This window comes from Sorangium sp. So ce726 (assembly GCF_051521405.1).
Classification (GTDB): Bacteria; Myxococcota_A; Polyangia; order Polyangiales; family Polyangiaceae; genus Sorangium.
On sequence record NZ_CP150349.1, the window covers coordinates 6,944,509 to 6,968,415 of the forward strand.

15 protein-coding genes are annotated in these 23,907 nt (G+C 70.3%); 6 read left to right on the forward strand and 9 right to left on the reverse strand.

The genetic code is table 11. The features are described 5' to 3' along the window. Positions 1–10: 10 nt before the first annotated feature. From WME79_RS25810 to WME79_RS25820, 3 genes are all read right to left on the reverse strand, one after another. Positions 11–922 carry a hypothetical protein gene (locus tag WME79_RS25810; protein ID WP_437520020.1) on the reverse strand — a complete coding sequence of 304 codons (912 nt, stop codon included), beginning with the start codon at positions 920–922 and terminating at the stop codon, positions 11–13. A 93-nt stretch (positions 923–1,015) separates the two neighbouring features. After that, positions 1,016–2,377, reverse strand: a complete 1,362-nt coding sequence (locus WME79_RS25815) for a DUF1552 domain-containing protein (RefSeq protein ID WP_437520023.1) — start codon at positions 2,375–2,377, stop codon at positions 1,016–1,018. Between the two features lie 30 nt (positions 2,378–2,407). After that, positions 2,408–4,105: a DUF1592 domain-containing protein gene (locus WME79_RS25820; RefSeq protein WP_437520026.1), complete on the reverse strand. Its 1,698-nt coding sequence runs from the start codon at positions 4,103–4,105 to the stop codon at positions 2,408–2,410. Between the two features lie 518 nt (positions 4,106–4,623). Between WME79_RS25820 and WME79_RS25825 the strand changes: the two genes are divergently transcribed. Both WME79_RS25825 and WME79_RS25830 read left to right on the forward strand, forming a co-directional pair. Beyond that, positions 4,624–4,941 (forward strand): hypothetical protein, encoded by a 318-nt coding sequence (locus WME79_RS25825; protein WP_437520029.1) that lies wholly within the window; start codon positions 4,624–4,626, stop codon positions 4,939–4,941. Positions 4,942–5,110: 169 nt separating this feature from the next. Then, a complete protein-coding gene (locus tag WME79_RS25830) occupies positions 5,111–6,151 on the forward strand; it encodes a Gfo/Idh/MocA family protein (RefSeq protein ID WP_437520032.1) in 1,041 nt (346 codons plus the stop codon). A 70-nt stretch (positions 6,152–6,221) separates the two neighbouring features. Here WME79_RS25830 and WME79_RS25835 read toward each other — a convergent pair whose 3' ends face one another. The 3 genes from WME79_RS25835 to WME79_RS25845 are packed head-to-tail and all read right to left on the reverse strand — an operon-like array spanning position 6,222 to position 9,778. Next, a complete protein-coding gene (locus WME79_RS25835; protein ID WP_437520034.1) occupies positions 6,222–7,556 on the reverse strand; it encodes a hypothetical protein in 1,335 nt (444 codons plus the stop codon). Then, the gene (locus WME79_RS25840) at positions 7,553–8,101 is read right to left on the reverse strand and encodes a hypothetical protein (RefSeq protein ID WP_437520037.1); all 549 of its coding nucleotides are present in this window, start codon (positions 8,099–8,101) and stop codon (positions 7,553–7,555) included. Before WME79_RS25840 ends, WME79_RS25835 begins: the two co-directional genes overlap by 4 nt. 15 nt (positions 8,102–8,116) lie before the next feature. Beyond that, entirely contained in the window at positions 8,117–9,778 is a 1,662-nt protein-coding gene (locus WME79_RS25845) for a glycoside hydrolase family 43 protein (protein WP_437520039.1), read from the reverse strand. A gap of 895 nt (positions 9,779–10,673) precedes the next feature. On the opposite strand from WME79_RS25845, the gene WME79_RS25850 reads away from it, so the two are divergent. Next, positions 10,674–11,492, forward strand: a complete 819-nt coding sequence (locus tag WME79_RS25850) for a transposase (protein WP_437539950.1) — start codon at positions 10,674–10,676, stop codon at positions 11,490–11,492. A 3-nt stretch (positions 11,493–11,495) separates the two neighbouring features. Here WME79_RS25850 and WME79_RS25855 read toward each other — a convergent pair whose 3' ends face one another. The 3 genes from WME79_RS25855 to WME79_RS25865 are packed head-to-tail and all read right to left on the reverse strand — an operon-like array spanning position 11,496 to position 12,169. After that, complete coding sequence (locus WME79_RS25855) at positions 11,496–11,735, reverse strand: hypothetical protein (RefSeq protein ID WP_437520042.1); 240 nt, start codon at positions 11,733–11,735, stop codon at positions 11,496–11,498. Beyond that, positions 11,686–12,036, reverse strand: coding sequence for a transposase (locus tag WME79_RS25860; protein ID WP_437520045.1), 351 nt, complete (start codon positions 12,034–12,036; stop codon positions 11,686–11,688). The genes WME79_RS25855 and WME79_RS25860 overlap by 50 nt, the downstream gene beginning before the upstream one ends. Then, entirely contained in the window at positions 11,969–12,169 is a 201-nt protein-coding gene (locus WME79_RS25865) for a hypothetical protein (protein ID WP_437328969.1), read from the reverse strand. The genes WME79_RS25860 and WME79_RS25865 overlap by 68 nt, the downstream gene beginning before the upstream one ends. Positions 12,170–12,216: 47 nt before the next feature. On the opposite strand from WME79_RS25865, the gene WME79_RS25870 reads away from it, so the two are divergent. The 3 genes from WME79_RS25870 (at position 12,217) to WME79_RS25880 (ending at position 23,897) form a co-directional block, all read left to right on the forward strand. Then, the gene (locus WME79_RS25870; RefSeq protein WP_437328970.1) at positions 12,217–12,507 is read left to right on the forward strand and encodes a hypothetical protein; all 291 of its coding nucleotides are present in this window, start codon (positions 12,217–12,219) and stop codon (positions 12,505–12,507) included. Between the two features lie 730 nt (positions 12,508–13,237). Further along, complete coding sequence (locus tag WME79_RS25875; RefSeq protein WP_437520048.1) at positions 13,238–18,469, forward strand: amino acid adenylation domain-containing protein; 5,232 nt, start codon at positions 13,238–13,240, stop codon at positions 18,467–18,469. Beyond that, positions 18,456–23,897: a type I polyketide synthase gene (locus WME79_RS25880; protein WP_437520051.1), complete on the forward strand. Its 5,442-nt coding sequence runs from the start codon at positions 18,456–18,458 to the stop codon at positions 23,895–23,897. Before WME79_RS25875 ends, WME79_RS25880 begins: the two co-directional genes overlap by 14 nt. The last annotated feature ends 10 nt before the right edge of the window (positions 23,898–23,907 follow it).

The window sequence follows — 23,907 nt, forward strand, 5'->3', positions numbered from 1 at the left end:
ACGCGCCGCCCTACTTGCTCACCGACACCACGTCCAGGCGCAGCATCTGGCCGGGGGTCGGCGCCGTGTCGTACGGTGGCAGCCCCTCGAAATAGTCCCTTGTCCAATTGGCGATCTGGCGTTCGTTGCCATCGTTCATCACCACCTTGACCATGGCGCCGCCGTTGATCTGGATCGTCGCCTCGTAGTCCTCCTTGTGAATGTCGTGAGCGCGGTACTGATAATTGTTCAGCCAGTACGTCTGGTGCGGCTCGCTCACCTCAATCGAATATTGCTGGTAGTTGATGGAATCGCTGGGGCCAATGCTGCCGCCGATCATGAACGGCTTCATGGGCATCTCCCCCCCCTCGATGTCCGTCGGCTCCCAGATCCCGCGCACCCGCAGCTTGACCGAGTACGTCGTGCTCGGATCGCCGCCGAAGATCACCTGCTTCTCGATGCGCTGTGTGTTGGGCGGATGATTGCACGTCGCCATGGGGGCCAGCGGCAAGGGCGTCGACGGGTCGCATGGGGCATCGACAAACAGCTTGTCCAACCCGCTCGCATAGCTTGCCAGGTCTGGAGCGGCGTCGCCGCCACCTGAACCACCGCCGCCACCCGAGCCACCGCCGCCACCCGAGCCACCGCCGCCACCTGAGCCACCGCCGCCACCCGTGCCACCACCGCCACCCGAGCCCGACGCGGCGTCATGCGTACCGGCATCGCCCGGATCTGCTCCCGCGGTTCCCCCGGCTCCCCCCGTGCCGCCCGTCTCGGAGCTGCTGCATCCGGCGACCGTAAGCAGCAGCGCAAGCAGAGCCATCGCCGGCGTTGCGCAGATACTTCGCATCCCGGCGGTATCGGGACTCGGACCGGGGTCATCGATGGCAGTGCGGTTCGCGTAGACGAGCCGCGCTGTAACGAACGATGAAATCGAGTTCATAAAACCACCATTCTCCGTTGGGAACGATGCGGCGGCGCGGGCCGGTCAGCGGGCGCCTGCGGAGCGCCTCTTCGACGCGCCGCGACGCCGCGCTCAGACCTGGATGCCCGCGAGCGGCGACGTGACCCGCCCCGCGTCGACGCCGATCTCCTTCACGTTCAAGCCCATGACCTGGGCGACCGTCAGGAGCGCCTTGCTCAGGTTGTCGCCGGGGAAGTTGCGGTGCTCGTCGCCGCGCAGCCGCCCTCCGGCCTTCCCGGCGAAGAGCACCGGCCATTCCATCTTCGTGTGTATCTTACCCCAGGCGGTGTCGGACGTGACGTACACGAGCGAGCTGTCGAGCAGGTTCGAGCTGCCGTGCGGCGTGTCCTTGAGCTTCGTCAAGAACTCGTTCAGGCAGCGCATCGTGTAGATCACGCCCTTGTCGACGCGAGGCTGACTCGATTGATCTCCGGCATCTCCGTGGCAGATGGTGTCGTGAAAGTCGTCGTTCATGTCCTGCGCGAGGTGCCGATAGTAGACGTGCGCGGCGGGCAGCGAGAACATGAACGAGAGCACGCGGGTCCTCTCGCAGGCGAGCGCGAGCGCCGAGAGCTCGACCATGGCGGTGTTCACCGCAGGGGGCGCTTCGCTCTGCGAGTCCTTGCCGGCGGTGGGGGCCGTCGGGCTCTTGCACGCTGCGGTCGAACCGCCGCCGGACGACATGGTATCGAGGCGCTGCTCGATGGCCCGGATCGACTCGAGGTGCTCCTCGATACGATGCCTGTCGGCCGCCCCGAGCCGCTGCTTCAGGCTCGCGCCGTCCTGCAGGATGGAGTCGAGCACGCTCTTCCGGACGTTCGCGAGCTTCGTGGCCTGCGCCGCGCCGTCGTCGCTGGGCTCGGGCAAGCCGCTCATGAACAATCGATTGAACACGGCCTTCGGATCGAACTCCGGGTTGTTGCGCGCGTTCGGCCCCCTGTGCGAGACGGTATGCAGCGAGTCCTGAGGGCCGCCCGGCGTCGCCGGGGTCAATCCCACCTCGAGAGAGCGGTACGGCGCCCCCTCCGAGATGGCGTTCGCGACGACCTGATCGATGGACGCGGCCCGCACGGCGTTCCCGCTGAGCGGCGCGCCGGTCGTGGCCCCCGCCGACCCCGTGGGGTGCTCGACGCCGGAGACCACGAGCTTGTTCTCGAGGCCACTGATCACCGTGAGATACGACTTGAGGTCCGCGAGCGGCTCCAGTTCGGGGCTGAGATCCCAGGCCTGACCGGAGCCCGTGCGCGTCGGCTTCCAGCGACCGGGCAGCGTGCCGTTCCCGAAGAACCACGTGACGTAGAGCGGCGAGACCGGGGTCTTCGTCTGAGCGTGCGCCGTGCCGCTCTCGTTCAGCATGATCTCGAGCAGGGGGAGCGGGATGGTGACGGCGGCGCCCGTCGCCAGAATGCCCCGGAGAACAGTTCGTCGGTTCAAAGCTTTGTTCGTCATTGGGGGTACCTGCGATCAGGGTTGGGGGGCGACGGACGAGAAAGCGTCGTTCGTCACGACGTCGAGGACCAGCTCGCGCAGCTTGTACCCCGACCCTTCGAACGAAGCGGTCAGCGCGTCCAGCACGCGCTCGTCCACGTCTCTCTCCTCGTGACCCGCTGCATACGTGTAGTACTTGCGGACGAGGCACTCAGCGACCGACGCGCTCGAGCTGAGGGTCACGCCGAGCGCGCGCGCGTCGGCGACCGGCACCCCGTCGAACTCGCCGCTCGGGTCGATCGGCAGGCCGTGATCGGTCGTGCGGAAGCGGCCGATCGCGTCGAACGTCTCGAGCGGCAGGCCCAGCGGGTCCATGTACGAATGGCAGCCGGCGCAGGCGGGCTCGGTCCGGTGGATCTCGAGCCGCTGACGCTTCGTGAGGGGCTTGTCCGCAGGTGGCTCCGGGAGCTCGAGGGCGACGTCGCCGGGGGGCGGCGGGATGGGCGTGCACATGAGGGCGTCACGCATGAACCTGCCGCGCAGGGTGGGAGAGCCCTCTTTCTGGTTCGCGAACTGCGAGAGGAAGCCTGCTTTGCTGAGGATCCCGACGCGCGGGCCGTCCGCAGGCAACGAGCGGACCTCGAAGGCGCTCGAGCTCAGGCCGGCGGCGTCGATACCGTAGAGCTGGGCGAGCTCGGTGTTGACGACGGCCTTCGTGGTCGAGAACAGGTCGAGCGCGCTCGTGCGATCGTCGAACGCGAGGACCTCCCAGGTGCCTCGCATGTCGCGGACCATCGCCGCTTGCAGCGCGGGGCTGTACTCCGGAAAGAGCGCCGTGTCTTTTGCCTGCGTGCTGATCCGATCGAGCCGCATGTACTCCTCGGCGAAGGCGCCGACCGCCTCGCGCCCGGCAGGCGCCTCGAGCAGCCGCGTCGCCGCGGCGCGGATCCCCTCCACCGTTCCGAGCCCCCCGCTCGCGGCCTGGTCGAGCAGCTCCTGGTCTGGCAGGCTGTTCCACACAAGGAACGCGAGCCGGGACGCCATCTCGTAGCCCGTCAAGCGAAGCGACCCGTCGGCGCTCGGAGCTCCGAGCTCCGGGCGGTACAGGAAGTTCGGAGACGCGAAGAGGGCCACCGTCGCCCAGCGGGCCCCCTCGACGGCGCTCTCGAGCTCGGTCGCGGCCTTCGCGGCGACGGCCGCGAGCCGGTCGACCTCGGCAGCCTCGAGCGGGCGACGCCACGCACGAAGCCCCAGCGCCTCGATGAAACCGCGCACGCAAGCGTCGTTCTCCGCGCCGCTGGGCGTGCAGCCGATGAACTGGTCTCGCCTCGCGGTATCCGCAAACACCGCGTCGACGGCGCTCTCGATGGCCGCGTGGTACTGCTCGACGCCTCGCTCCGAGGTCACGACGGTCGCGGCGCCGATGACCGCAAAGTTACCGTTCCAGCTGTCGGCGTCGAGCTGTTGGATATCGACCTCGACGCCCAGCATGTCACGCACGGCGTTGCGAAACTGCGTCCTCGTCAAACGGCGCAGCATCCCGGCCGCGGGCTGGAACTGCGGCGGGTCCGAGCCCGCCGGCGTCTCATCTTCCCCGGGTTCCCCGGCAGAGGATGCCCCAGCGCCCTCCGTCGGGTCACCCAGCGCGCCCGTGCACGCGGCCGCGAACGCGAGCGCGCAAACGGCGGCGACTTCTCTCGAGAAACGGAGTTCGTGCCATGACGGCTTCTTCATCTTGCTCTCCGATACCTGAGGTTTCATGACAGCCGTCGAGTCAGCAGGGTGTACCGTGGCCTCCCGTGAATCACCTCTGGCGAGACGCCAGGCGCCATCGATCGCCAATCGCTTCCGCGACGGCCGAGCGAACGGAAGCGGTGCCGGGACCGCTCAGAAGACGAAGGTCTCGGCGCGCAGGGCGACCCACCGAGGGCGAAGCAAAAGGATACCCCCGAACGCAATGTGAACGATCACATTTCGTGAGTCAACGCCAATCGACCGGAATGTGGGTCCCCTCGAGCCCGAGGACGGAGGACGCTGGCGGGGCCCTCCAGCGCCGCGCGCATCCTGCTCGAGGCCGAGCCGGCGCTGCACGGGAGCCCCCTCTGGTCTCCCCGGAACCTGCGACCTCGCACAAGCCAAGCTCGTGGGACAGCTCACGCGGGCGCCGCGGCCGGCCGCCGCCACGCGTCGATCACGCGTCGATGGGGGCCGAGGATGGCCACGCGTCGATCTATTTTGATTGACCCTGACATGTGAACGATCACAATCTGTATCCGAGCTGCGAACATGTGGCTGAGCTTGCCCCTTCCCTGATCAGGAGACGTCGGATGTGGATGAGCGTGAAGCTGATGGGTGCCGTGATGGTGAGCGTCGGCACTGGCTTTGCCTGCGGGTTTGCGGGCGGCTTTGCGGGCGCAGCGTGGGCCGCGGGCGGGACAGCGGACGTCTCCGCATCGGTCACTGAGGGGAAGGATTCCGGCTGTGGCGCCAAAGGACAGATAGCCTGTCCGACGCAGGGCTGGATCAAGACGGGTCCAGACAAAGGCGGAGTACAAGGCGAAGCGCCGTGACGCCGCCTTCCGACGCGCCGCGCCCTGCCCTCTCGCCCTCTCCGCTCCTCGTGCAGGGCGCGAGCTCTCCTTCCCGCTTCCAGCCCCTGGCCCTGCCCGTCGGGTCGATTCACGTCGAGCGTTTACAGGCGCGCCGCCGGCCACCCGCGTCGCGCGCTGCAAGGTGCCCATGTCCACATCCGCGCTAGATCCGAAGTCGAGCGAGTCCATCACCCCCGTGCGCTGGGGCGTCCTCGGGGCGAGCAACTTCGCGGTGAAGGTCAGCCTGCCCAGCATGAGGCGGGGGCCCCTGACCGAGATCGCCGCGCTGGCATCGCGCGACATTGGCAAGGCGCGCGCCGCTGCAGAGTCGCTCGGGATCCCGAGGGCGTACGGAAGCTACGATGAGCTGCTCGACGACCCGGAGATCGAGGCCGTCTACATCCCGCTGCCCAATCACCTGCACGTGAAGTGGTCCGCGCGCGCGGCCCGCGCCGGCAAGCACGTCCTGTGCGAGAAGCCGATCGCGCTCAGCGCCAAGGACGCCGCTGCGCTGGTCGACGTCCAGCACGAGACGGACAAGCGGATCGCGGAAGCGTTCATGATCCGCTATCACCCGCAGTGGCAGCAGGCCAGGGACTGGGTGCGAAGCGGCCGGATCGGCGAGCTGGTCAGCGTCCAGGCGGCGTTCTCGTATTTCAACCGCGACGCCACCAACATCCGCAACAGGGAACAGGTCGGGGGCGGCGCGCTCTACGACATCGGCTGTTACGCGGTGAACACGTCGCGCTTGCTGTTCGGACGCGAGCCCGTGCGGGCGATGGTGCTCGTCGAGCGCGATCCCGAGTTCGGCACCGACCGCTTGACCTCGGGCCTGCTCGATTACGGCGGCGCGCACCTGACGTTCACGTGCAGCACGCAGGCGGTGGCCTACCAGCGCGTGAACGCGCTCGGCACCAAGGGCCGCATCGAGATCGAGATCCCGTTCAACGCCCCCGCCGACCAGCCGTGCAAGATCTTCCTTGATGACGGCTCGACGCTGAACTGCAGCTCGGCCAAGGTCACCTCGTTCCCCGTCGTCGACCAGTACCACCTGCAGAGCGAGGCGTTCTCGCGCGCCATCCGCACGGGCAGCCCGGTCGAGAACTCGATCGATGTCGCGGTCGGCAACATGCGGGTCATCGACGCGCTGTTCCGTTCCGCCGAGAGCAGGCGCTGGGAGAAGATCTAGCTCCGCCCGCCAGAGGTCCGGCCAAGGATCCGGAGAGAGATCTCAACGCAAGGGCGCCGGAGAGGCCAGGTTAGAGGCGAAGCGGCGGAGACCGCTCACGGCGGAGTTCGACGGCTCGATGTGCAAGCTGCGGTACGGATCGAGGGATGGGACGATGAGGGACGGGAGCGGCTCGTGAGGTACTGCGCCCGCCTCGGGGGGTGAGCGCGCCGCCCAGCTTCAGGTGACGGCGGGTCAGATCCATCATCTCTCGGGAGAGCAACATCGAGGCATACGAGCGCCAGTACACGATCGTGTTCTCGACGATGACGTCGAAGCGCCGCGAGGTCCGCCCCAGGTAGCGCCGGCCATCGTCGATGAGGAGCTCCACCTTGGGGTTGTCCAGCGCGCTCGCGACGACGGGCGCGCGCCGCGCCGCCTCCACGAACCCGGGGTTGATCTCGACCACGGTGAGGTGCTCGACGTCGGGGTCGTTCGCCAGCACCTGAAGCCAGGAGCCGGATCCGAGGCCGACCATGAGGATGTCGCGCGGCTGGGGATGGAACGCGGACACCAGATAGGCCCGCAGCACCCGGTTCTCGTCCTTTTCCGGCAGCGGGCTGACGTTGGTGATGCCCTCGTAGGATCCGCCGCCGTACACCGTGCCCGACCGGGAGACGGTGACGACGCCTTCGCGACGCTCGATGACGTGGGCGAAGCGACCGTGTTCGCGGTATTCCTCCCCGTAAAGGAGCTTCTCGTAGAGGTCGCCGTAGAGCGTGGGCGCCGACCCCACGAAGGACGCGATGGCGGCGGCCAAGATGGCGCCGCTGAACACGCGCGAGCGCGCCGTCGTCGACGCGGAGAGCATGAGCATCACGCCGATCGCGGCGCCCGCGATCGCGAGGGCCACGTTCAGCTCGCGCAGAGGCAAGACATCCAGAAGCACGAGGCCGGTGACCAGGCTGCCCAGCGTCGAGCCCACGATGTTGCCGACGTAGACATAGGACAGCCTCGCGCCGACCAGCTCGCCCGCGCGGATCCCGAAGTGGCACAGGAGCGGGAACCCCGCGCCGAGGCAGGCGCTGGCGAGCGCGAAGACAGGCAGCGTCGAGGCCGGCTCCACACCGCGGCCGACGAGGTGCGCGACGGCGGGGGCAACGAGGAAGGCCGCGAGCGCCCCGGCGAAGATCACCCCGCCCACCCGGTAGAGCTGTCCAGAGCGCTCCGCCGCCGCGCTCCGGCAGTAGCGACCGGCGAGGAGCGATCCACCGGCCAGACCGGCGAGGTAGGCCGCGAGCAGAAAGCCGAAGGCGTCCGGAGCGCCTTCGAGCGTAAAGCCGTAGACCCGGACCCAGAGGACCTCGTGCGAGAGCGCGAGATAACCGCCGAGCGTGGCGACGAGGACGGCAACGAGGAGCCTCATGGCTCGCCGCGACGCCCCCGGCGCAGAACCATCATGAGCACACCGAGAAATACGTTGAGCGCCGCGGCAACCTCCGCCGTGGCCCGGAGGCCCAGCCCGCCCAGCAGGTAGCGCGCCGCCAGAAAGGCACCGAACGCAGCGCCCAGCGTGTTGGTGAAGTACAGGTTACCTAGCGAGCGACCGACGTCATGCGATCGCGACGTGGCGTGCGCGACCAGGAGGGGAAGTGTGGCTCCCATCAGCATGACCGGGAGCACCACGAGCACGAAGGCCACCCCACCCGTGGCGACATGGCCAATGCCGTGCGTGACCTCTGCAATGAGGGCGAAGAGGCGAAGGCTGAAGGCGCCGTAGAGGCCTATCCCGAGCTCGGAGAGCGCAAACAGCGTCACCGCAGCTTGCGGGTACCGGCGCGAAAGCGCCCCACCTGCGAGGCTCCCGAGGCCGAGACCAAGCATGAACGCGGTGACGACGATCGTGACCGACAGGATGTCGATGCCGTAGATCGCGTAGAGCGCGCGCTGCCAGACGACCTGATACAGCAACCGGATCGCGAGCGCCTACCGGCGCCGACGCCGAAGAACGAGCGCAGAAGCGCCCAGCCAGAGAGCGGCGGCGAGTCCGCCGTTCCCGGTACTCGCGCCCGTCCGGCAAGCGCACGAGCTGTCTGAGTCGTCGCCGGCCGCGTCGTTTCCACCGGAGGATCCGGCGCTGGCCGAGCCAGCGGTGCCGGTCGTTCCACCGGTGCCTGCGGTGACCGAGCCGCCGCTGCTCGAGGTCGTGCCCCCGGCGCTGGCGCTGCCGCCGGTGCCCGAGGTCGTGTCCCCGCCCCCGGCGCCGTCGCTGCCACCGCTGCCGCCCGTTCCCTGGTCCGAGCCGCCGGTACCGCCTCCGCCGCCTCCGTCGCCCCCGTCACCCGGCATGGTGGGTCCGGTGAACCGCCACCAGTTGAACTTGAAGAGGTCGCCGCCGCCACCGACGAACTTCAGGAACAAGTCGTGTTTCCCGCTGCCCCCGCTGACCGCGCAGGTCTTGGTGGTCCAGGACGACGCGCCCGAGACGTCACACGTCCCGAGCAGCGTGCCGTTCTGGCTGTCGAGGTGGAGCTCGATCTTCGCGTTGCCGGCTGCGGACGATACCCGAGCCTCGAAGGAGGTCACGCCGTCCAGGAAATCGACGTCCTTCACCTTGATGTAGTCGCCATTGCTGACGGACGTGACATTCATGCCAGCGCCGGTGTCGGTGCACACCTCGGTCTTGAGCCCGGACGAGAAGGCGATGGTCTCGGCCTCGACTTGCTTGAACGGATCCAGCGTGGCGATGGCGGGCGGTCCGTTCGTGGACATCGTGAGACTCGGAATGCTGCCGTCGGCGCCGTACTTGAACTCTTCCACGCACACCGAGCGCTTGAAGTCACCGCCGCCCGGCAATGCGCTGTTGTGATAGAAGAAGTACGAGTGCCCCTTGTAGTCGACGACGCCTGCGTGATTGGTGAAGGTGCGGCCAGCGCCCATGATGTCGCCGCGGATGGTCCAGGGCCCGGTCGGGCTGTTGCTGGTCGCGTAGCTGATCTTCTCGCTCCCGGAGATGGCGGCGTAGACGAGGTAGTACAGCGACCCTCGCTTGTAGAACCACGGCCCCTCGGTGAAGCCATTCAACGACACGTTGGTGATGCTTCCCGAGGTGCTGATCATGTCCGAGTTCAGCTTCACGTACCGGAGGGTGCCATTCCCCCAGTACATGTACGCCTGTCCATCGTCGTCGACGAACACCGTCGGGTCGATGTTGCCGCTGTCTTTCTGGGCCAGCTCCTTCCCCAGCGGGTCCATGAACGGGCCTGCCACGTTGTCCGATACGCCCACGCCGATCTTCGCGCCGGTGGCGTTGTTCAGCGGCACGTAGAGATAATACTTGCCGTTCCTGGCGACACCCTGCGGCGCCCACGCATCGCCGGTTCCCCATCTGAAGGTCTTGTAGCCCGCGGGCGAGCCGTGGTCCGTCCAGTTGACCATGTCCGTGGTGGAGTACAACCTCCAGTCGTTCATGGTGTAGAAGTTGTTCACCGACACGTCCTCGTCGTGGGACGTGTAGAGGTACAACCTGCCTTCGTGCACCATGGGAGCGGGGTCGGCCGTGTAGGAGGTCTGCACGATCGGGTTGTCCGCCCGAGCGGGGGACGGAATCGCGGCGACGATGGCCAGCGCCATCGCCGACAGGGTCATTCTTCTTGCTCGGTACCACGTTGTGTTCAGGCGCACGTTGAATCCTCTCGCGAGCGAAATTGCCGGCGCCCCGCACCCCTGGTGCTGACTCGACGGAGGCGCCCATCCGATGGGAGGACAGCCCGCGCAAAGGCACGCAGGACGACCCACCCAGGGCAAAGCACAAGTATACCCCTTTCGAAATGTGAACGATCACATTTCTGATGTCAAACCCAATCGACCAGCCCGAGCGGGATCTTCGCGCAAGGCGCGCGCTCTCCTTCCAGCCCGTGACCCTACCCCTCGGGTCGATTCACGGCGACCCGGCCGCGAATCAGACAGAGCAGATTGAAATTATTAATATTCGTCTGCCTCCGTCTCGTCATCGCAGAGATCCTGGCGGCAAGCACCAGGCCTGTGCCGGGAGGCAAGCGCGGCGGCGTGCGCAGGCGACGACCCTCTCTCGCCGCGATGCTGCATGGCGACGCCATGGCGGAACTGCGGACGCCGCGGGGAGCGGTGGGAAAACGAGTGGCGAAGCGGCTCCTGCATGCTGGCACGAAGGCGGCACGCGCACCACGCCTCGGCGCTAGAGAGCGCAGATTCAAGCACGTGCCTGGCACGCTGCTCATCCATGGTCCCAATGAGAGGCATGACCATCACCTGCTCGGTGATCGGGATCATCGCGTGGACAGCTCCGCTAGCCGGCTCTGCTGCACCCGGATGATCTCCTCCTGCAACGCTGCCCGCTCGCGCTCTGCGTTCTCGCGCGCCGACATATCGAGCGCGAGCCGGGTGCTCGGCGAGCGCCTCCGCCGCCGCGGCAGCGCGCGTCGCGGCCCGCCGCCCCCCGGCCCGCCGCTCCGCCATGGGCGATAGCCCGGCGGTGACCGACGTGCAACGCACGTCCGGCGACATGCGGCTCAATCCGCATCTGCACGTGGTCTTCCTCGACGGGGCTTATCACGAAGACGGCACCGAGCTCGTGTGGAACGAACTCGGTCACCTGCGAGCGCGAGGTCGGTCAGGTCCTAGAGCACGCCGTCGGGCGGATGCTCCGTTACCTCCGGCGGCACGGGCATCTCGAGCTCGAGCACGACGTCGAGGAGGACGACGAGCCCGAGGCAGCGCTCTGTGCCTCCGCCGTCTCGGGACGAGAGCCGCGCCATACGTCGTCGCCCCGCAGTGGCTCCGCGGGCTCTCGCCGTCTTCTCCGAGCGCGCTCGCGTACGACAAGCCGCTGTGCGCTGCGCTCGATGGCTTCACCTCGCACGCAGCGACGCGCGCCGGTGCGCACCATGCCGCGGCGAGGGAGGCGCTGCTGCATTACGTGCTGCGACCCCCGAGCGCAAAGGAGCGCGTCGAGCCGCAGCAGGACGGCCTGGTGCGGCTGTCGCGGAGGCGCGCCTTCGCTGACGGGACTGTCGCGGTGGACATGGATCCGCTCTCGCTCGTGTGCCGCCTCGCGGCCAGCGTCCCGCCGCCGCGCTTTCACACCGTCAAGTACGCTGGCGTGCTCGCCTCGGCAAGTCGCCCACGTTGGCGCGCAAGCGCATCGGACCGCGCCCTGCGAAGCCAGAAGAGCCTACCACTACTGTGTCAGCGCGGCGCGGACACGAACCAATGCGCGCCGCGGCGTAACGGCGGGCGGTGGCACGCAGGGCAACGAGGCAGCCACGCGATCAAGGCGCGAGCGATCGCGCGGCGAACGGTCGCGAGCGAGTCGGCGAAGTGACGCTCAGGCCGCGAAGCGGAGCGGGTGGGCGTGACCTTCGGCGTCTGCCGAGGGAAAAAAAGACCGATCACGCTCGGCCACGATGAAGGCGTAACAGCACAGGACGACGGAAACATGGTGGTGCCAGCCTCGGAATCGCCGCCCTTCGAAGTGATCGAGCCCCAGCTCGCCCTTCATCTCTTCGTAGGCCTGCTCAGTTCGGTAGCGCTCCTTGTACTGGCGTACGATCTGCTTCTTGGACATCTTGGTCCCCAGCGTCGTGACCGCGAACTTCGAGGGATCGCTTTCGCCGAACGGCCACTCGATGAGCAGCCACAGCGGGGTAGTCGAAGCCGAGCAGGCGCACGGTGTCGCGAAACTTTGCCGAGCGACCGTAGACGGCGTCCGCAAGCACGAGCTGACCCGGCACGTTGTCGGCCGCAGCGCGCTCGATCGCGTCGAGTGCCAGATCCACCTTGCTCTTGAACTGAATGCCGTCAGGGATCTGCGCTTCGCGCCGGCGACTTGGATCGTTGGCACACTCCCAACGCGGCGATCGGCTCAACGCTCTTGCGTTCCAGATCGCTGAGAAGCCCCAGCGTGTAGCTCGCAAACGCCTCCCGGCGCTTGGGATGACCGAGGACCGTGCCAATGCCGTCAATGTACTGCTGAAGCCGCTCCTCCGCAGCGGCGTCCATGATGTATTCCATAGTCCACCGCGACGCCCGCGGCCTGCATCGTCGTGATGACGCTCGTGATCCTCGGCGGCCTCGGCTTCCCGGTGCACGACGAGCTCCTGCGCCGGGCCAGGCTGCGGCTCCGGGGCGAGCGCCCGCCGCGGCTGTCGCTGCACAGCCGGGTCGTGCTGATCACGACCGCGGTGCTGCTCGCGGTCGGGGCCGCGGGCTTCCTGGCGCTCGAGTGGTGCCGGTCGATGGACAGCCTGTCGTGGCCGGTCAAAGTGCTGGCGAGCCTCTTCCAGTCGGCGATGACGCGGACGGAGGGCTTCAACGAGGAGCGCGTGGGTATCGGGTGAGCGCGGCGCCGGTCCGGGTCGCGGCGCGTCCGCCGCGGAGGCGCGGTGAGGCGGCGCCGGCGATGGACGCGCCGCGGGCCCGCCCCGCGGCAGGGCTCCGCGCGAGGGATGTCTCGGTGCGGTCGGGGCCGGGGCGGACGCTCGACAGCCCCTCTCGGCGACCTCTGAAGAACGGCGATGTTCGATTCATGAAACCCGTACGATCGGCAATCGGGACATCGTCGATCACCACCTGATTACGAGTGCTCCCGACGCCTCGTTCGCGGCGGGCTCCGTCGCGGTGTGCGAGCCCGGCGCGGTCGTCGCGGGCCACGCGGGCCACGCGGGCCAGACTGCCGGCCGGGAGCGATCGCCTCATGACGCAGCGCCGCGACCACATGCCCCTCCACGCCGAAAAAAGCCGTACGTCCCGCTTGACCTTCATTCCGCGGTTGTGTGTAATCGGCTGCGCTGCGAATAGCCTTGAATTGTGGACCGTCACCCTGCCACGGCGTCGATGGACTCGCCCATCGAAGCGTGAGTACCAGCGTGATGCAGCATGGTATCCGTGCCGACCGCGCCCCTGAAACGTCGGGGGCGCGCCCGTGTCACCGGCTGCCGCCCTGGAGCTCACTCCGGTGCTCCTGGGACGGTTCTGAACGAGATGCGTGACGCCCTCGCGTCGCTGCTCGGGCTCGCACACGGCGGCTGATGTTCTGCCCCTGAAGAGACTCCTGCCACCACACACGACATGACCTATCACGACTTCAGCTCCGAGGACGCCAGCATTCATCGCTCGTTCGAGCTCCAGGCCGGGCGCACGCCCGGCGTCGTGGCCGCATCCTTCGGCCCTGACCGGCTCACCTATCAGGAGCTGAATCGCCGCGCGAACCAGCTCGCGCACCACCTGAGGAGCCTGGGCGTCGGCCGCGACGTCCTCGTCGCGCTCTGCGCCGAGCGCTCCCTGGAGGCGCTCATCGGGCTGCTCGCGGCGCTCAAGGCCGGCGGCGCCTATGTCCCTGTCGACCCCGCGTACCCGCGGGAGCGGGTCGCCTTCATGCTCGAGGACGCCGGGGCGCCCGTCCTGCTCACCCAGGCGCGGCTGCTCCCGTCGCTGCCGCGCCACGGGGCGCGCGTGGTCCTCCTGGACGGCGATCGCGATCTGACCGCGGGCTTCAGCGGCGAGGACCCGCCGGACACCACGGGCCCCGACGACCTCGCCTACGTCATCTACACGTCGGGCTCGACCGGCAGGCCCAAGGGCACGCTGCTGACGCACCGCGGCCTCACCAACCTCACCCGCGCGCTGGCCGAGCGATTCGACGTGGCGCCGGGCTGCCGCGTGCTCCAGTTCGCGTCCCTCAGCTTCGACGCGTCGGTCTGGGAGATCGCGATGACGCTCGCCCGGGGAGGCACCCTGGTGATGGGGACGAAGTTCGAGATGATCCCCGGGCGCGCGCTCCTCGATCGGATGCGCGCGGAGGAGGTGGCGATCGCGACCTTCCCCCCCTCCGCGCTCGCCGCCTTCCCCGAGGGCGCCGAGCGCTCGCTGCCCGCGCTCCGGACCCTCATCGTCGCCGGCGAATCCTGCCCGGCCGACCTCGCCGCGCGCTGGGCAGAGGGGCGCACGTTCATCAACGCCTACGGTCCCACCGAGTCCACCGTGTGCGCCACGATGGCCGACGGGCTCGACCCGGATCGGGACCCCGGCGAGCCGCTCTCCATCGGCCGACCGATCAGGAACACGCGCTGCTTCGTGCTCGACGCCGCCATGCGTCCGGTCCCGGACGGCGAGTCCGGCGAGCTCTACCTCGGCGGGCCCGGCCTGGCCCGGGGTTACCTGGGTCAGCCCGAGCTCACGGCGGCCCGGTTCGTCCCCGATCCGTTCAGCGCCCTCCCGGAGGCCCGGCTCTACCGGACGGGCGACGTGGTGCGCCGCCTGCCCGGCGGCGATCTCGCCTTCCTCGGGCGCGTCGACCAGCAGGTGAAGATCCGCGGCCACCGCGTCGAGCTCGGCGAGGTCGAGGCCGCGCTTGGGCGCCACCCCGCCGTCCGCGCGGCGGTGGCCGTCGCCAGCGAGGGCCGCCTCGTCGCCTACGTCGTCGCGCGCCCGGACGCGCCGGACGCGCCCCCGGCCGCCCCCCGGGCCGTCGTGCCCGCGCTGCGCAGCTTCCTCCGCGAGAGCCTCCCCGAGGTCATGATCCCGTCGACGTTCGTGCTGCTCGACGCGCTGCCGCTCGGCCCCAGCGGGAAGGTGGACCGCGCGGCCCTGCCGCCGCCGGACGCCGCCCGGCCCGATCGCGGCGACGGCGAGCCCCTCGCGCCGCGCAACCAGATCGAGGCGGCGATCGCCGCGGCGTGGGCCGAGGCGCTCGGGATCGAGCGCATCGGCGTCCACGACGACGTCTTCGACCTCGGGGCGCACTCGCTGCTCGCCGCGCGGGTGCTGTCCCGCCTGCGCCGCGCGCTCGGCGTCGATCTCTCCCTGCAGAGCCTGTGCGACGCCCCCACGGTCGCCGCGCTGGCCGACCTCGTGGCGTCGCTCCCCCGGCCGAAGCAGCGCCCGGCCGCCGCGGCCATCCCGCCTGCGCCGCGGGACCGGCCCATCCCCCTCTCGCACGGGCAGCGGCAGATCTGGCTCCATGCCGCGCTCCACCCGGGCGCGCTGTTCTACAACGAGCCGTTCTCCCTGCGCCTCCGCGGGCCCCTCGACGTCCCGGCCCTGGGGCGCGCCCTCGACGAGCTCCTCAGGCGCCACGAGATCCTCCGGAGCGTCGTCGCCGTCGTCCGCGGCGAGCCCGTGCAGCAGATCCAGCCCCCGGCGCCGCTCGACCTGCCCGTCGTCGACCTGACGGCGCTGCCGGCGCTGTCGGCCGAAACGCGGTGGGAGCGCGCCGTCGCGCTCGCCACCGACGAGGCCCGGCGCCCGTTCGATCTCGCCCGCGGCCCGCTGCTCCGGGCCACGCTGGTCCGGCTCGACGAGGCCGAACACGTGCTGTTCGTCGTGGTGCACCACATCCTGATGGATGGAGTCTCCATCTTCGATGTGCTCCCGAGGGAGCTCCACGCGCTCTACCAGGCGTTCGCCGCGGGCAGGCCGTCGCCGCTGCCCGAGCGCGCGATCCACTACGCCGATTACGCGGTCTGGCAGCGGGAACAGCAGCTGAGCGGCGCCCACCAGCCGCAGCTCGACTACTGGAGACGGCAGCTCGCCGACCTCCCCACCCTGGAGCTGCCGACCGACAGGCCACGTCCGGCCGCCCCGAACCTCGCGGGGGCGCGCCACTGCGTCGCCCTGTCCAGGGAGCTCACCCTCCGGCTGAAGGCGCTGGCCCGGGAGCAGGGCGTCACGCTTTTCGTGGTCCTGCTCTCGGCCTTCAAGGCGATGCTCTGCCGGTACGCGCGGCAGGACGAGATCGTCGTGGGCACGTCCGCGTCGTGCCGCCATCCGCCGGAGACCGAGGACCTCCTCGGCTTCTTCCTGAACACGCTCGTGCTGCGCACCGACCTGCGCGGAGACCCCACGTTCCGGCAGCTGCTCGGGCGCGTGCGGGCGGTGAGCCAGGCCGCGCTCTCGCACCAGGACGTGCCGTTCGCCAGCGTCGTGCAGGCGCTCCAGTCGAAGCGGGTCCCCGGCCAGAACCCGCTGTTCCAGGTCGCCTTCATCCTGGAGCCGCCCGTGCCGGCGATCGATCCGGGCTGGACCCTGGGTCAGCTCGACGTGGACACGGGCGCGTCCAAGTTCGATCTCACGCTGGAGCTCGACGAGCGCGAGGACGGCATCATCGGGCGCATCGAGTACAGCGCCGCGCTGTTCGACGCGCGCACCATCGAGCGGATGGCGGGCCACTACGAGACCCTGCTCGAGGGCGCGTCGCGCGACGTCGACCTGCCCCTCTCGGCGCTCCCGCTCCTCACGCCCGAGGAGCGGAGCGCGCTCCGCGCGTGGGGCACCGCCCCGGCCGGCCCCGGGTCGGACGTGTGCATTCACCGCCTCTTCGAGGCCCAGGTCGAGCGTTCTCCCGAGGCCGTCGCGGTCGTCTTCGACGACGGCGCGGGGAACGTCACGTCGCTCACCTACCGCGAGCTGAACCGGCGGGCCAACCAGCTCGCGCACACCCTGCTCGGCCTCCGCGTCCGCGAGGCGCCGGGGTCCGGGGCCGCGCCCTGCCCCGACGAGGGGGCCCTCGCGCGCACCGACGAGGGCGCCCTCGCGCCCGAAGATCGCGTGGCCGTGTGCATGTACCGGTCGGTCGAGATGATCGTCGCGCTCCTCGGCGTGCTGAAGGCGGGCCTCGCCTTCGTGCCCCTGGATCCGACCTACCCCACCGATCGCCTCGCGTTCATGATGGAGCAGGCTCGCGCCCGCGTGATGCTGACCCAGGCCCGCGTCGGCGAGGCGCTGCCGGGGTGCCGCGCGCGCGTCCTCTGCCTGGACGCGGACCGCGAGGAGATCGGCCGGGCGCGCGACGACAACCCGTCGGCGCCGGCGACGCCAGACCAGCTCGCCTACGTCATGTACACGTCGGGCTCCACCGGCCGGCCCAAGGGCGTGGCCGTGCCCCACCGGGGCGTGGCCCGGCTCGTCAAGGGCACGACCTACGCGAGCTTCGCGCCGGACGAGGTCTTCCTGCAGCTCGCGTCGATCTCGTTCGACACATCGCAGTTCGAGATCTGGGGCGCGCTCCTCAACGGAGGACGGCTGGTCGTCATGCCCCCCGTGCCCGCGTCGCTCGACGACCTGGATCGCGTTATCCGCCAGCACGGGGTGACCACGGTGTGGCTCACCGCCGGCGTCTTCCACCTCCTCGTGGACGAGCGGATCACGGCGCTGCGCGGCCTGCGCCAGATCGTCGCCGGGGGGGATGTCCTGTCCCCGCAGCACGTCAATCGGGTCCTCGCCGAGCTCCCGGGGTGCCGGATGATCAGCGGCTACGGACCCACGGAGGCCGCGACGTTCGCCTGCTGCGCCACGGTGGAACGCCCGGTCGGCCACGCGGTGCCCATCGGGCGCCCGATCTCCGGGACGAGGGTGCACGTGCTCGACCAGGAGCTCAACGAGGTCCCGGCCGGCGTCCCCGGGGAGCTGTGCATCGGCGGAGAGGGCCTCGCGCGCGGCTACCTCGATCTGCCGGAGCTCACCGCGGAGCGGTTCATCCACGATCCCATCGGCGGCGAGCCGGGAGGGCGGCTGTACCGGACCGGCGATCGCGTCCGCCTGATGCCGGACGGGCAGCTCGAGTTCCTCGGCCGCATGGATCAGCAGGTCAAGGTCCGCGGTTACCGGATCGAGCTCGGCGAGATCGAGGTGGTCCTCGGCGAGCACCCGGCCGTGCGCGAGGTGGTCGTGGTGGCGCAGCCGGCGCGCTCGGGCGACCGGCGCCTCGTGGCGTACGTCGTCCCTCACGGCAGCAGGGCCGCGGCGCCGCCCAGGCAAGCCGGGGCCCGCGCGCGCCCATTCACGGCGGATCCGACGGGCGGGCTCGAGCGCACGATCCGCGATCATGCGCAGCGGCGGCTGCCCGATTACATGCACCCTTCGGCCATCGTGCTGCTCGACGCGCTGCCCCTCGCGGGCAACGGCGAGGTGGACCGCCGCGCCCTGCCGGCCCCCGGCGAGCTCCGCCCCGAGAGCGCGCCGATGGTGGCGCCGCGGAGCTCGCTCGAGGAGCGGCTCATCGCGATATGGCAGGACGTCCTCGGCATCGAGCGCGTGAGCGTGCACGACAACTTCTTCGATCTGGGCGGCCACTCGTTGCTCCTGGTACGCCTCCACGAGCGCGTCCGGGAGTCGTTCGGGAGCGATCTCTCCCTCGTCGACATCTTCGCGCGCCCGACGGTCACCGACCTCGCCGCGTTCCTCGCGAGCAGCAGCGGCCGTGGGAGCGAGCTCTCGGCGGCCGACGCGCGGGCGCTGAAGCAGCGAGAGATCCTGAAACGAAAGAAGCAAGCAGCCAAGAGCAGACAGAATGGATCCGCTTGATCAACCCGTCCCCGAGGACCAGATCGCGATCATCGGGATGGCGGGCCGCTTCCCGGGCGCGAGGAGCGTCGACGCCTTCTGGCAGAACCTGCGCGATGGAGTCGAGTCGATCGTCGCGCTCTCGGATCAGGACCTCGCCGCGGCGGGCGTGCCCCCGGAGGTGGCCTCGGACCCGAGCTACGTCCGCGCGCGGGCCGTGCTCGAAGACGTGGAGTGGTTCGACGCCGCCTTCTTCGGGATGACCCCGAGAGAGGCCGAGATCCTGGACCCCCAGCACCGCTTCTTCCTGGAGTGCGTCTGGGAGGCGCTGGAGCACGCCGGCTACAACCCCGAGGCGTTCAAAGGCACCATCGGCGTCTACGCGGGCGCGAGCGGCCACGACACGTATTTCCTGAGCAACCTTTACCCGAATCACGAGCTCAGGAAGGCGATGGACTACCAGATGTACATCGCCAACGACAAGGACTTCCTGGCCACGCGGACGTCCTACAAGCTGAACCTCCGGGGGCCGAGCGTCGCGGTGCAGAGCGCCTGTTCGACCTCGCTCGTCGCCGTCCACATGGCCTGTCAGGCGCTGCTCACGTACCAGTGCGACATCGCGCTGGCCGGCGGCGTGGCGATCAACGTCCCCACGCGGTCGGGTTACCTCTACCGGCACGGCATGATCCTCTCGCCCGACGGGCGCTGCCGCACGTTCGACGCCGAGGCGCAGGGGACGGTCGCCGGGAACGGCGCGGGCGTTGTCGTGCTGCGCAGGCTCGAGGACGCCCTCGACAGCGGCGATCACATCGAGGCGGTGATCCGGGGCTCGGCCGTCAACAACGACGGATCGGCCAAGATCGGGTTCACCGCGCCGGGCGTGGAGGGGCAGGTGCAGGCCATCACGCAGGCGCTGGCGATGGCGAACACGGATCCGGAGACGATCTCGTACGTGGAGGCCCACGGCACGGGCACGCGCCTCGGGGATCCCATCGAGGTCGCGGCCCTGACCAGGGCGTTCCACGCCCGCTCCCGCAGCCAGCGCAAGGGCTGGTGCGCGCTCGGCTCGGCCAAGCCGAACGTCGGACACCTCGACGTCGCGTCCGGCATCACCGGCCTGCTCAAGGTCGTCCAGGCGCTCCGCCACCGGCAGCTCCCGCCCACCTTGCACTTCAACACGCCGAACCCCGAGATCGACTTCGCGAACAGCCCCTTCTACGTCAACGCGGCGCTCGCGGACTGGGATCCCGGCGACGGGCCCCGCCGCGCCGGCGTGAGCTCGTTCGGCATCGGCGGCACCAACGCCCACGCCATCCTCGAGGAGGCGCCCCACGCGGCGGCGGCGCCCGGCGGGCGGTCCTGGCAGCTCCTCCTGCTCTCCGCCCGCACGAGGACCGCGCTCGACACGATCACCGAGAACCTCGTCGGGTATCTCAAGGCGCACCCGGACGTCAGCCTGCCCGACGTCACGTTCACGCTCCAGGTCGGCCGCAAGACGTTCCCGCACCGGCGCATGCTCGTCTGCAACGACGCGGAGGAGGCGGTGAGCCTCCTGTCGACGCTCGGGGAGCGGCGGGTCCTCGCGCACGTCGAGGAGGCCGTCGACCGCCCGGTCGTCTTCATGTTCCCGGGGCAGGGCACGCAGTACACCGGCATGGCGCGCGAGCTGTACGAGCTGGAGCCCACGTTCTGCGCCGGCGTCGATCTCTGCGCGGCCATGCTCCAGCCGGAGCTCGGGCTCGATCTCCGCGAGGTGATCTACCCGCCCCCGGGCCGGGAGGCGGCGGCGGCGGAGATGCTCAAGCAGACGCGCTTCGCCCAGCCCGCGCTTTTCGTGATCGAGTACGCGCTGGCCACGCTCTGGATGGAGTGGGGCATCCGGCCCGCGGCGATGATCGGCCACAGCCTCGGCGAGTACGTCGCGGCCTGCCTCGCGGGCGTCTTCTCGCTGGAGGACGCGCTCCGGATCGTCGCCCGGCGGGGCAAGCTGATGCAGGAGATGCCGCCGGGCGCGATGCTCGCGGTCCCGCTGCCCGAGGCCGAGGTGCAGCAGCTGCTCGACGAGGGCGGCGGCGCGCTCTCGCTCGCGGCCGTCAACGGGCCGTCCGCCTGCGTCGTGGCCGGGCCCGAGGACGCGATCGAGGCGCTCTCCGACCGGCTCTTCGCCGAGCGCGAGCTGGAGTGCACCCGACTCCAGACCTCGCACGCGTTCCACTCCCGGATGATGGAGCCGATGCTCGCCGCGTTCACCGCGATCGTGGCCCGCGCGCGCCCGAGCGCCCCGAAGATCCCGATCGCGTCGAACGTCACCGGCACCTGGCTGTCCGCGGCCGACGCGCAGGACCCCGCGTACTGGGCGAGGCACGTGCGCGAGCCGGTGCGCTTCATGGCGGGGCTCGGGGAGGTGCTCGCCGATCCGACCCGCGCCCTGCTCGAGGTCGGCCCGGGCCGGGTGCTCGCGACTCTGGCCAAACATCACCCCGCGCGGGGCGCCCGCCGGGTGATGCTCTCGTCGATCCGGCACGTCCACCACCGCCAGTCCGACATCGGGTTCCTGCTGGAGACGCTGGGCCAGCTCTGGCTCTCCGGCGTCCGCCTCGACTGGTCGGGCTTGTACACCCACGAGCCCCGCCGGCGCGTGTCCCTGCCGACCTACCCGTTCGAGCGGAAGCGGTACTGGATCGACCCGCCCGCGCCCGCCGCCACGACCGCCGCGCGCCGGCCGGCGCGCAGCGCGCCGGAGCCGGCCGGCCTGATCCACCTCCAGGCCTGGAAGCGCTCGGTGTTGTCGGGGTCGATGAAGGCGTCGGCCCGGCCGCCGAGGGCCCAGTGCTGCGTCGTCTTCGCCGACAGCTACGGGCTGGGCGCCCGCATGGAGATGCGGCTCCGCCGGGACGGCTACAAGGTCATCACCGTGCGGCCGGGCGAGGGCTTCGCCGCGACGGGCGAGGGCGAGTTCACCGTCGCCCCCGCGAGCCGCGAGGACCACGCATCCCTCTTCCGCGCGCTCCGCGCCGCGGGCGTCTCCCCCTCGCGCATCATGTTCCTGTGGGGCGTGACGAAGCCCGCGCGCGCGCCGCTCGACGCCGCCCGCCTCGCGGACGCCCAGCGGCTCGGGTTCGCCAGCCTCGTCGCGCTGGCCCAGGGCATCAGCGACGCGGGGCTCCGCGACGACGTGCGGCTCGGGGTCGTGACGAGCCACATGCAGAAGGTGACCGACCCGGCGGTGCTCTGCCCCGAGAAGGCCACGCTGCTCGGCCCGTGCGAGGCCATCCCCAGGGCGTACCCGAACATCTCGTGCATCAGCGTCGACATCGACCTGCCGGAGCCGCGGACGCTCCAGGAGGCGAGGCTCATCGACCAGCTCCTCGCCGAGGTCACGCTGGAGCAGACCGAGCCCGTCATCGCCTACCGGAACGGGGAGCGCTGGGTCCGGATCTTCGAGCCCGCGCGCATGGACCGCGCCGAGGGCCTGCCGCCGCGCCTGCGGGAGGGCGGCGTCTACCTGATCGCCGGCGGGCTCGGGGTCGTCGGCTCCGCCATGGCGGAGCACCTCGCGAAGGTCGCGCGCGCGAAGCTCGTGCTCGCGGGCCGGACGGCGCTCCCGCCCCGGGAGGCCTGGGGCGACCTCGCCGGCGCGGGCGCCTCCGACGCGTTACGCCGCAAGATCGGCGCGGTGCTCGAGATGGAGCGGCTGGGCGCCGAGGTGCTGCTCGTGACGGCCGACGTCACGCGGCTCGACGACATGCAGCGCGCGGTGGCCGAGGGGCTCCAGCGCTTCGGGCGGATCGACGGCGTGATCCACGCGGCGGGCGCCCGCCGCGCCGTGCCCCTCCAGCGCATGACGCGCGAGGAGGGCGAGGCGCTCCTCGCCCCGAAGCTCGACGGCGCGCTCGTCCTCGACGAGGCGCTCCGGGGCCTCCGGCCCGATTTCGTCGCGCTGTGCGCCGCGCGGACCGCGGGCGCCCGCGGGGCGGACCTCGCGGGCCAGTGCGCCGCGACCGCCTTCCTCGGCGCCTTCGCGCAGCGGCGGGCCGCCGGTGACGGCCCGCTCACGATCGCGATCGAGTCGGACCCGTGGCAGCGGCAGGACGCCTCGCGCGGCAAGGATCCCGAGCCCGCGGCCGACTCGAGCGAGGGCGGCGCGGCCGCCGCGGAGGAGGGGATCTCGCGCGACGAGGCGCTCGACGCCTGGATGCGCGTCCTCACGAGCCCCACGCCCCACGTCCTGGTCCTGAAGCGTGAAGCGCAGGCCAAGCAGCGCCCCTCGGCCAGCTCGATCGCGCCGCCCTCGCGGGACGTCGAGTCCGAGGGCATCCCGAGATCGGTCCACCCGCGGCCCGACCTCGGCACGGCCTACGTGGCGCCGCGCGATCCGCTGGAGCGCGCCGTCGCCGAGACCTGGGAGAAGCTGTTCGGCATCGAGCGGATCGGCGTGCACGACGACTTCTTCGCGCTCGGCGGCGACTCGCTGCTCGCCGTCCAGCTCATCTCCCGGCTGCGCAACGTCGTGAACATGGATCTCCCCGGCCACAGCCTGCTCAACGCGCCGACCGTCGCGGCCCTGGCCGAGCTCATCGCGCAGTCCGACTCGCCCTCATCCACCTCGATGTCGCGGCGCTCTCCCGCGCGCCTCTTGCCCCCCTCGCTCGTGCGGATCAAGCCCGGCACCGGGCGGCCGCTCTTCCTGATGCACCCGGTCGGAGGGCACGTTTACTTCTACCACGATCTCGCCACCTGCCTGGACCCGGCGCAGCCCGTGTACGGGCTGCAGGCGCAGGGCATCGAAGGCAAGGCGCCGCCCTTGACCCGCGTCGAGGAGATGGCCGCGCGCTACCTCGAGGCGGTACGGCGGCACATCCAGCCGGAGGGCCCCTACGTGCTCGGCGGGTCGTCCTTCGGCGGGGTCGTCGCCTTCGAGATGGCGCACCAGCTCATCTCCGGGGGCGAGCGCGTCGCGCTTCTCATGATGATCGACACGCCCGCGCCCTCGGCGGTGTTCCCCGAGGATCTCGACACCCCCGAGCGCCTCGCCTACCTGATCAGCGGCGATGCGAGTCTCCCCGTCCCCGCGGAGGAGATCCGGCACCTCTCCCCGGACGAGCAGCTGCTCCACGTGCTCCAGCGCAAGAAGGGTGTCTCCCGGATGTTCCCGAAGCTGGCGCTCCAGGAGCTCGCCACGTTCCGCACGATCGTCACCGCCAACCTGCAGGCGATGCTGCGCTATGTCCCCCGCCCCTACCCGGGTGACGTGCTCTTCTTCGAGGCGAGCGAGCGCGACGCCATGACCGTGAACAACCCGGCGCGGGGATGGCTCGATTTGATCCAGGGCCAGCTCACTGTCCACGAGGTCCCTGGCAATCACATCACCATGAATTTGCAGCCGAACGTGCAAGTCATGGCCGATCATCTACGCGCGGCCCTCGAGGCGGCGGGACATCAGGGCTGATGTTGACGCC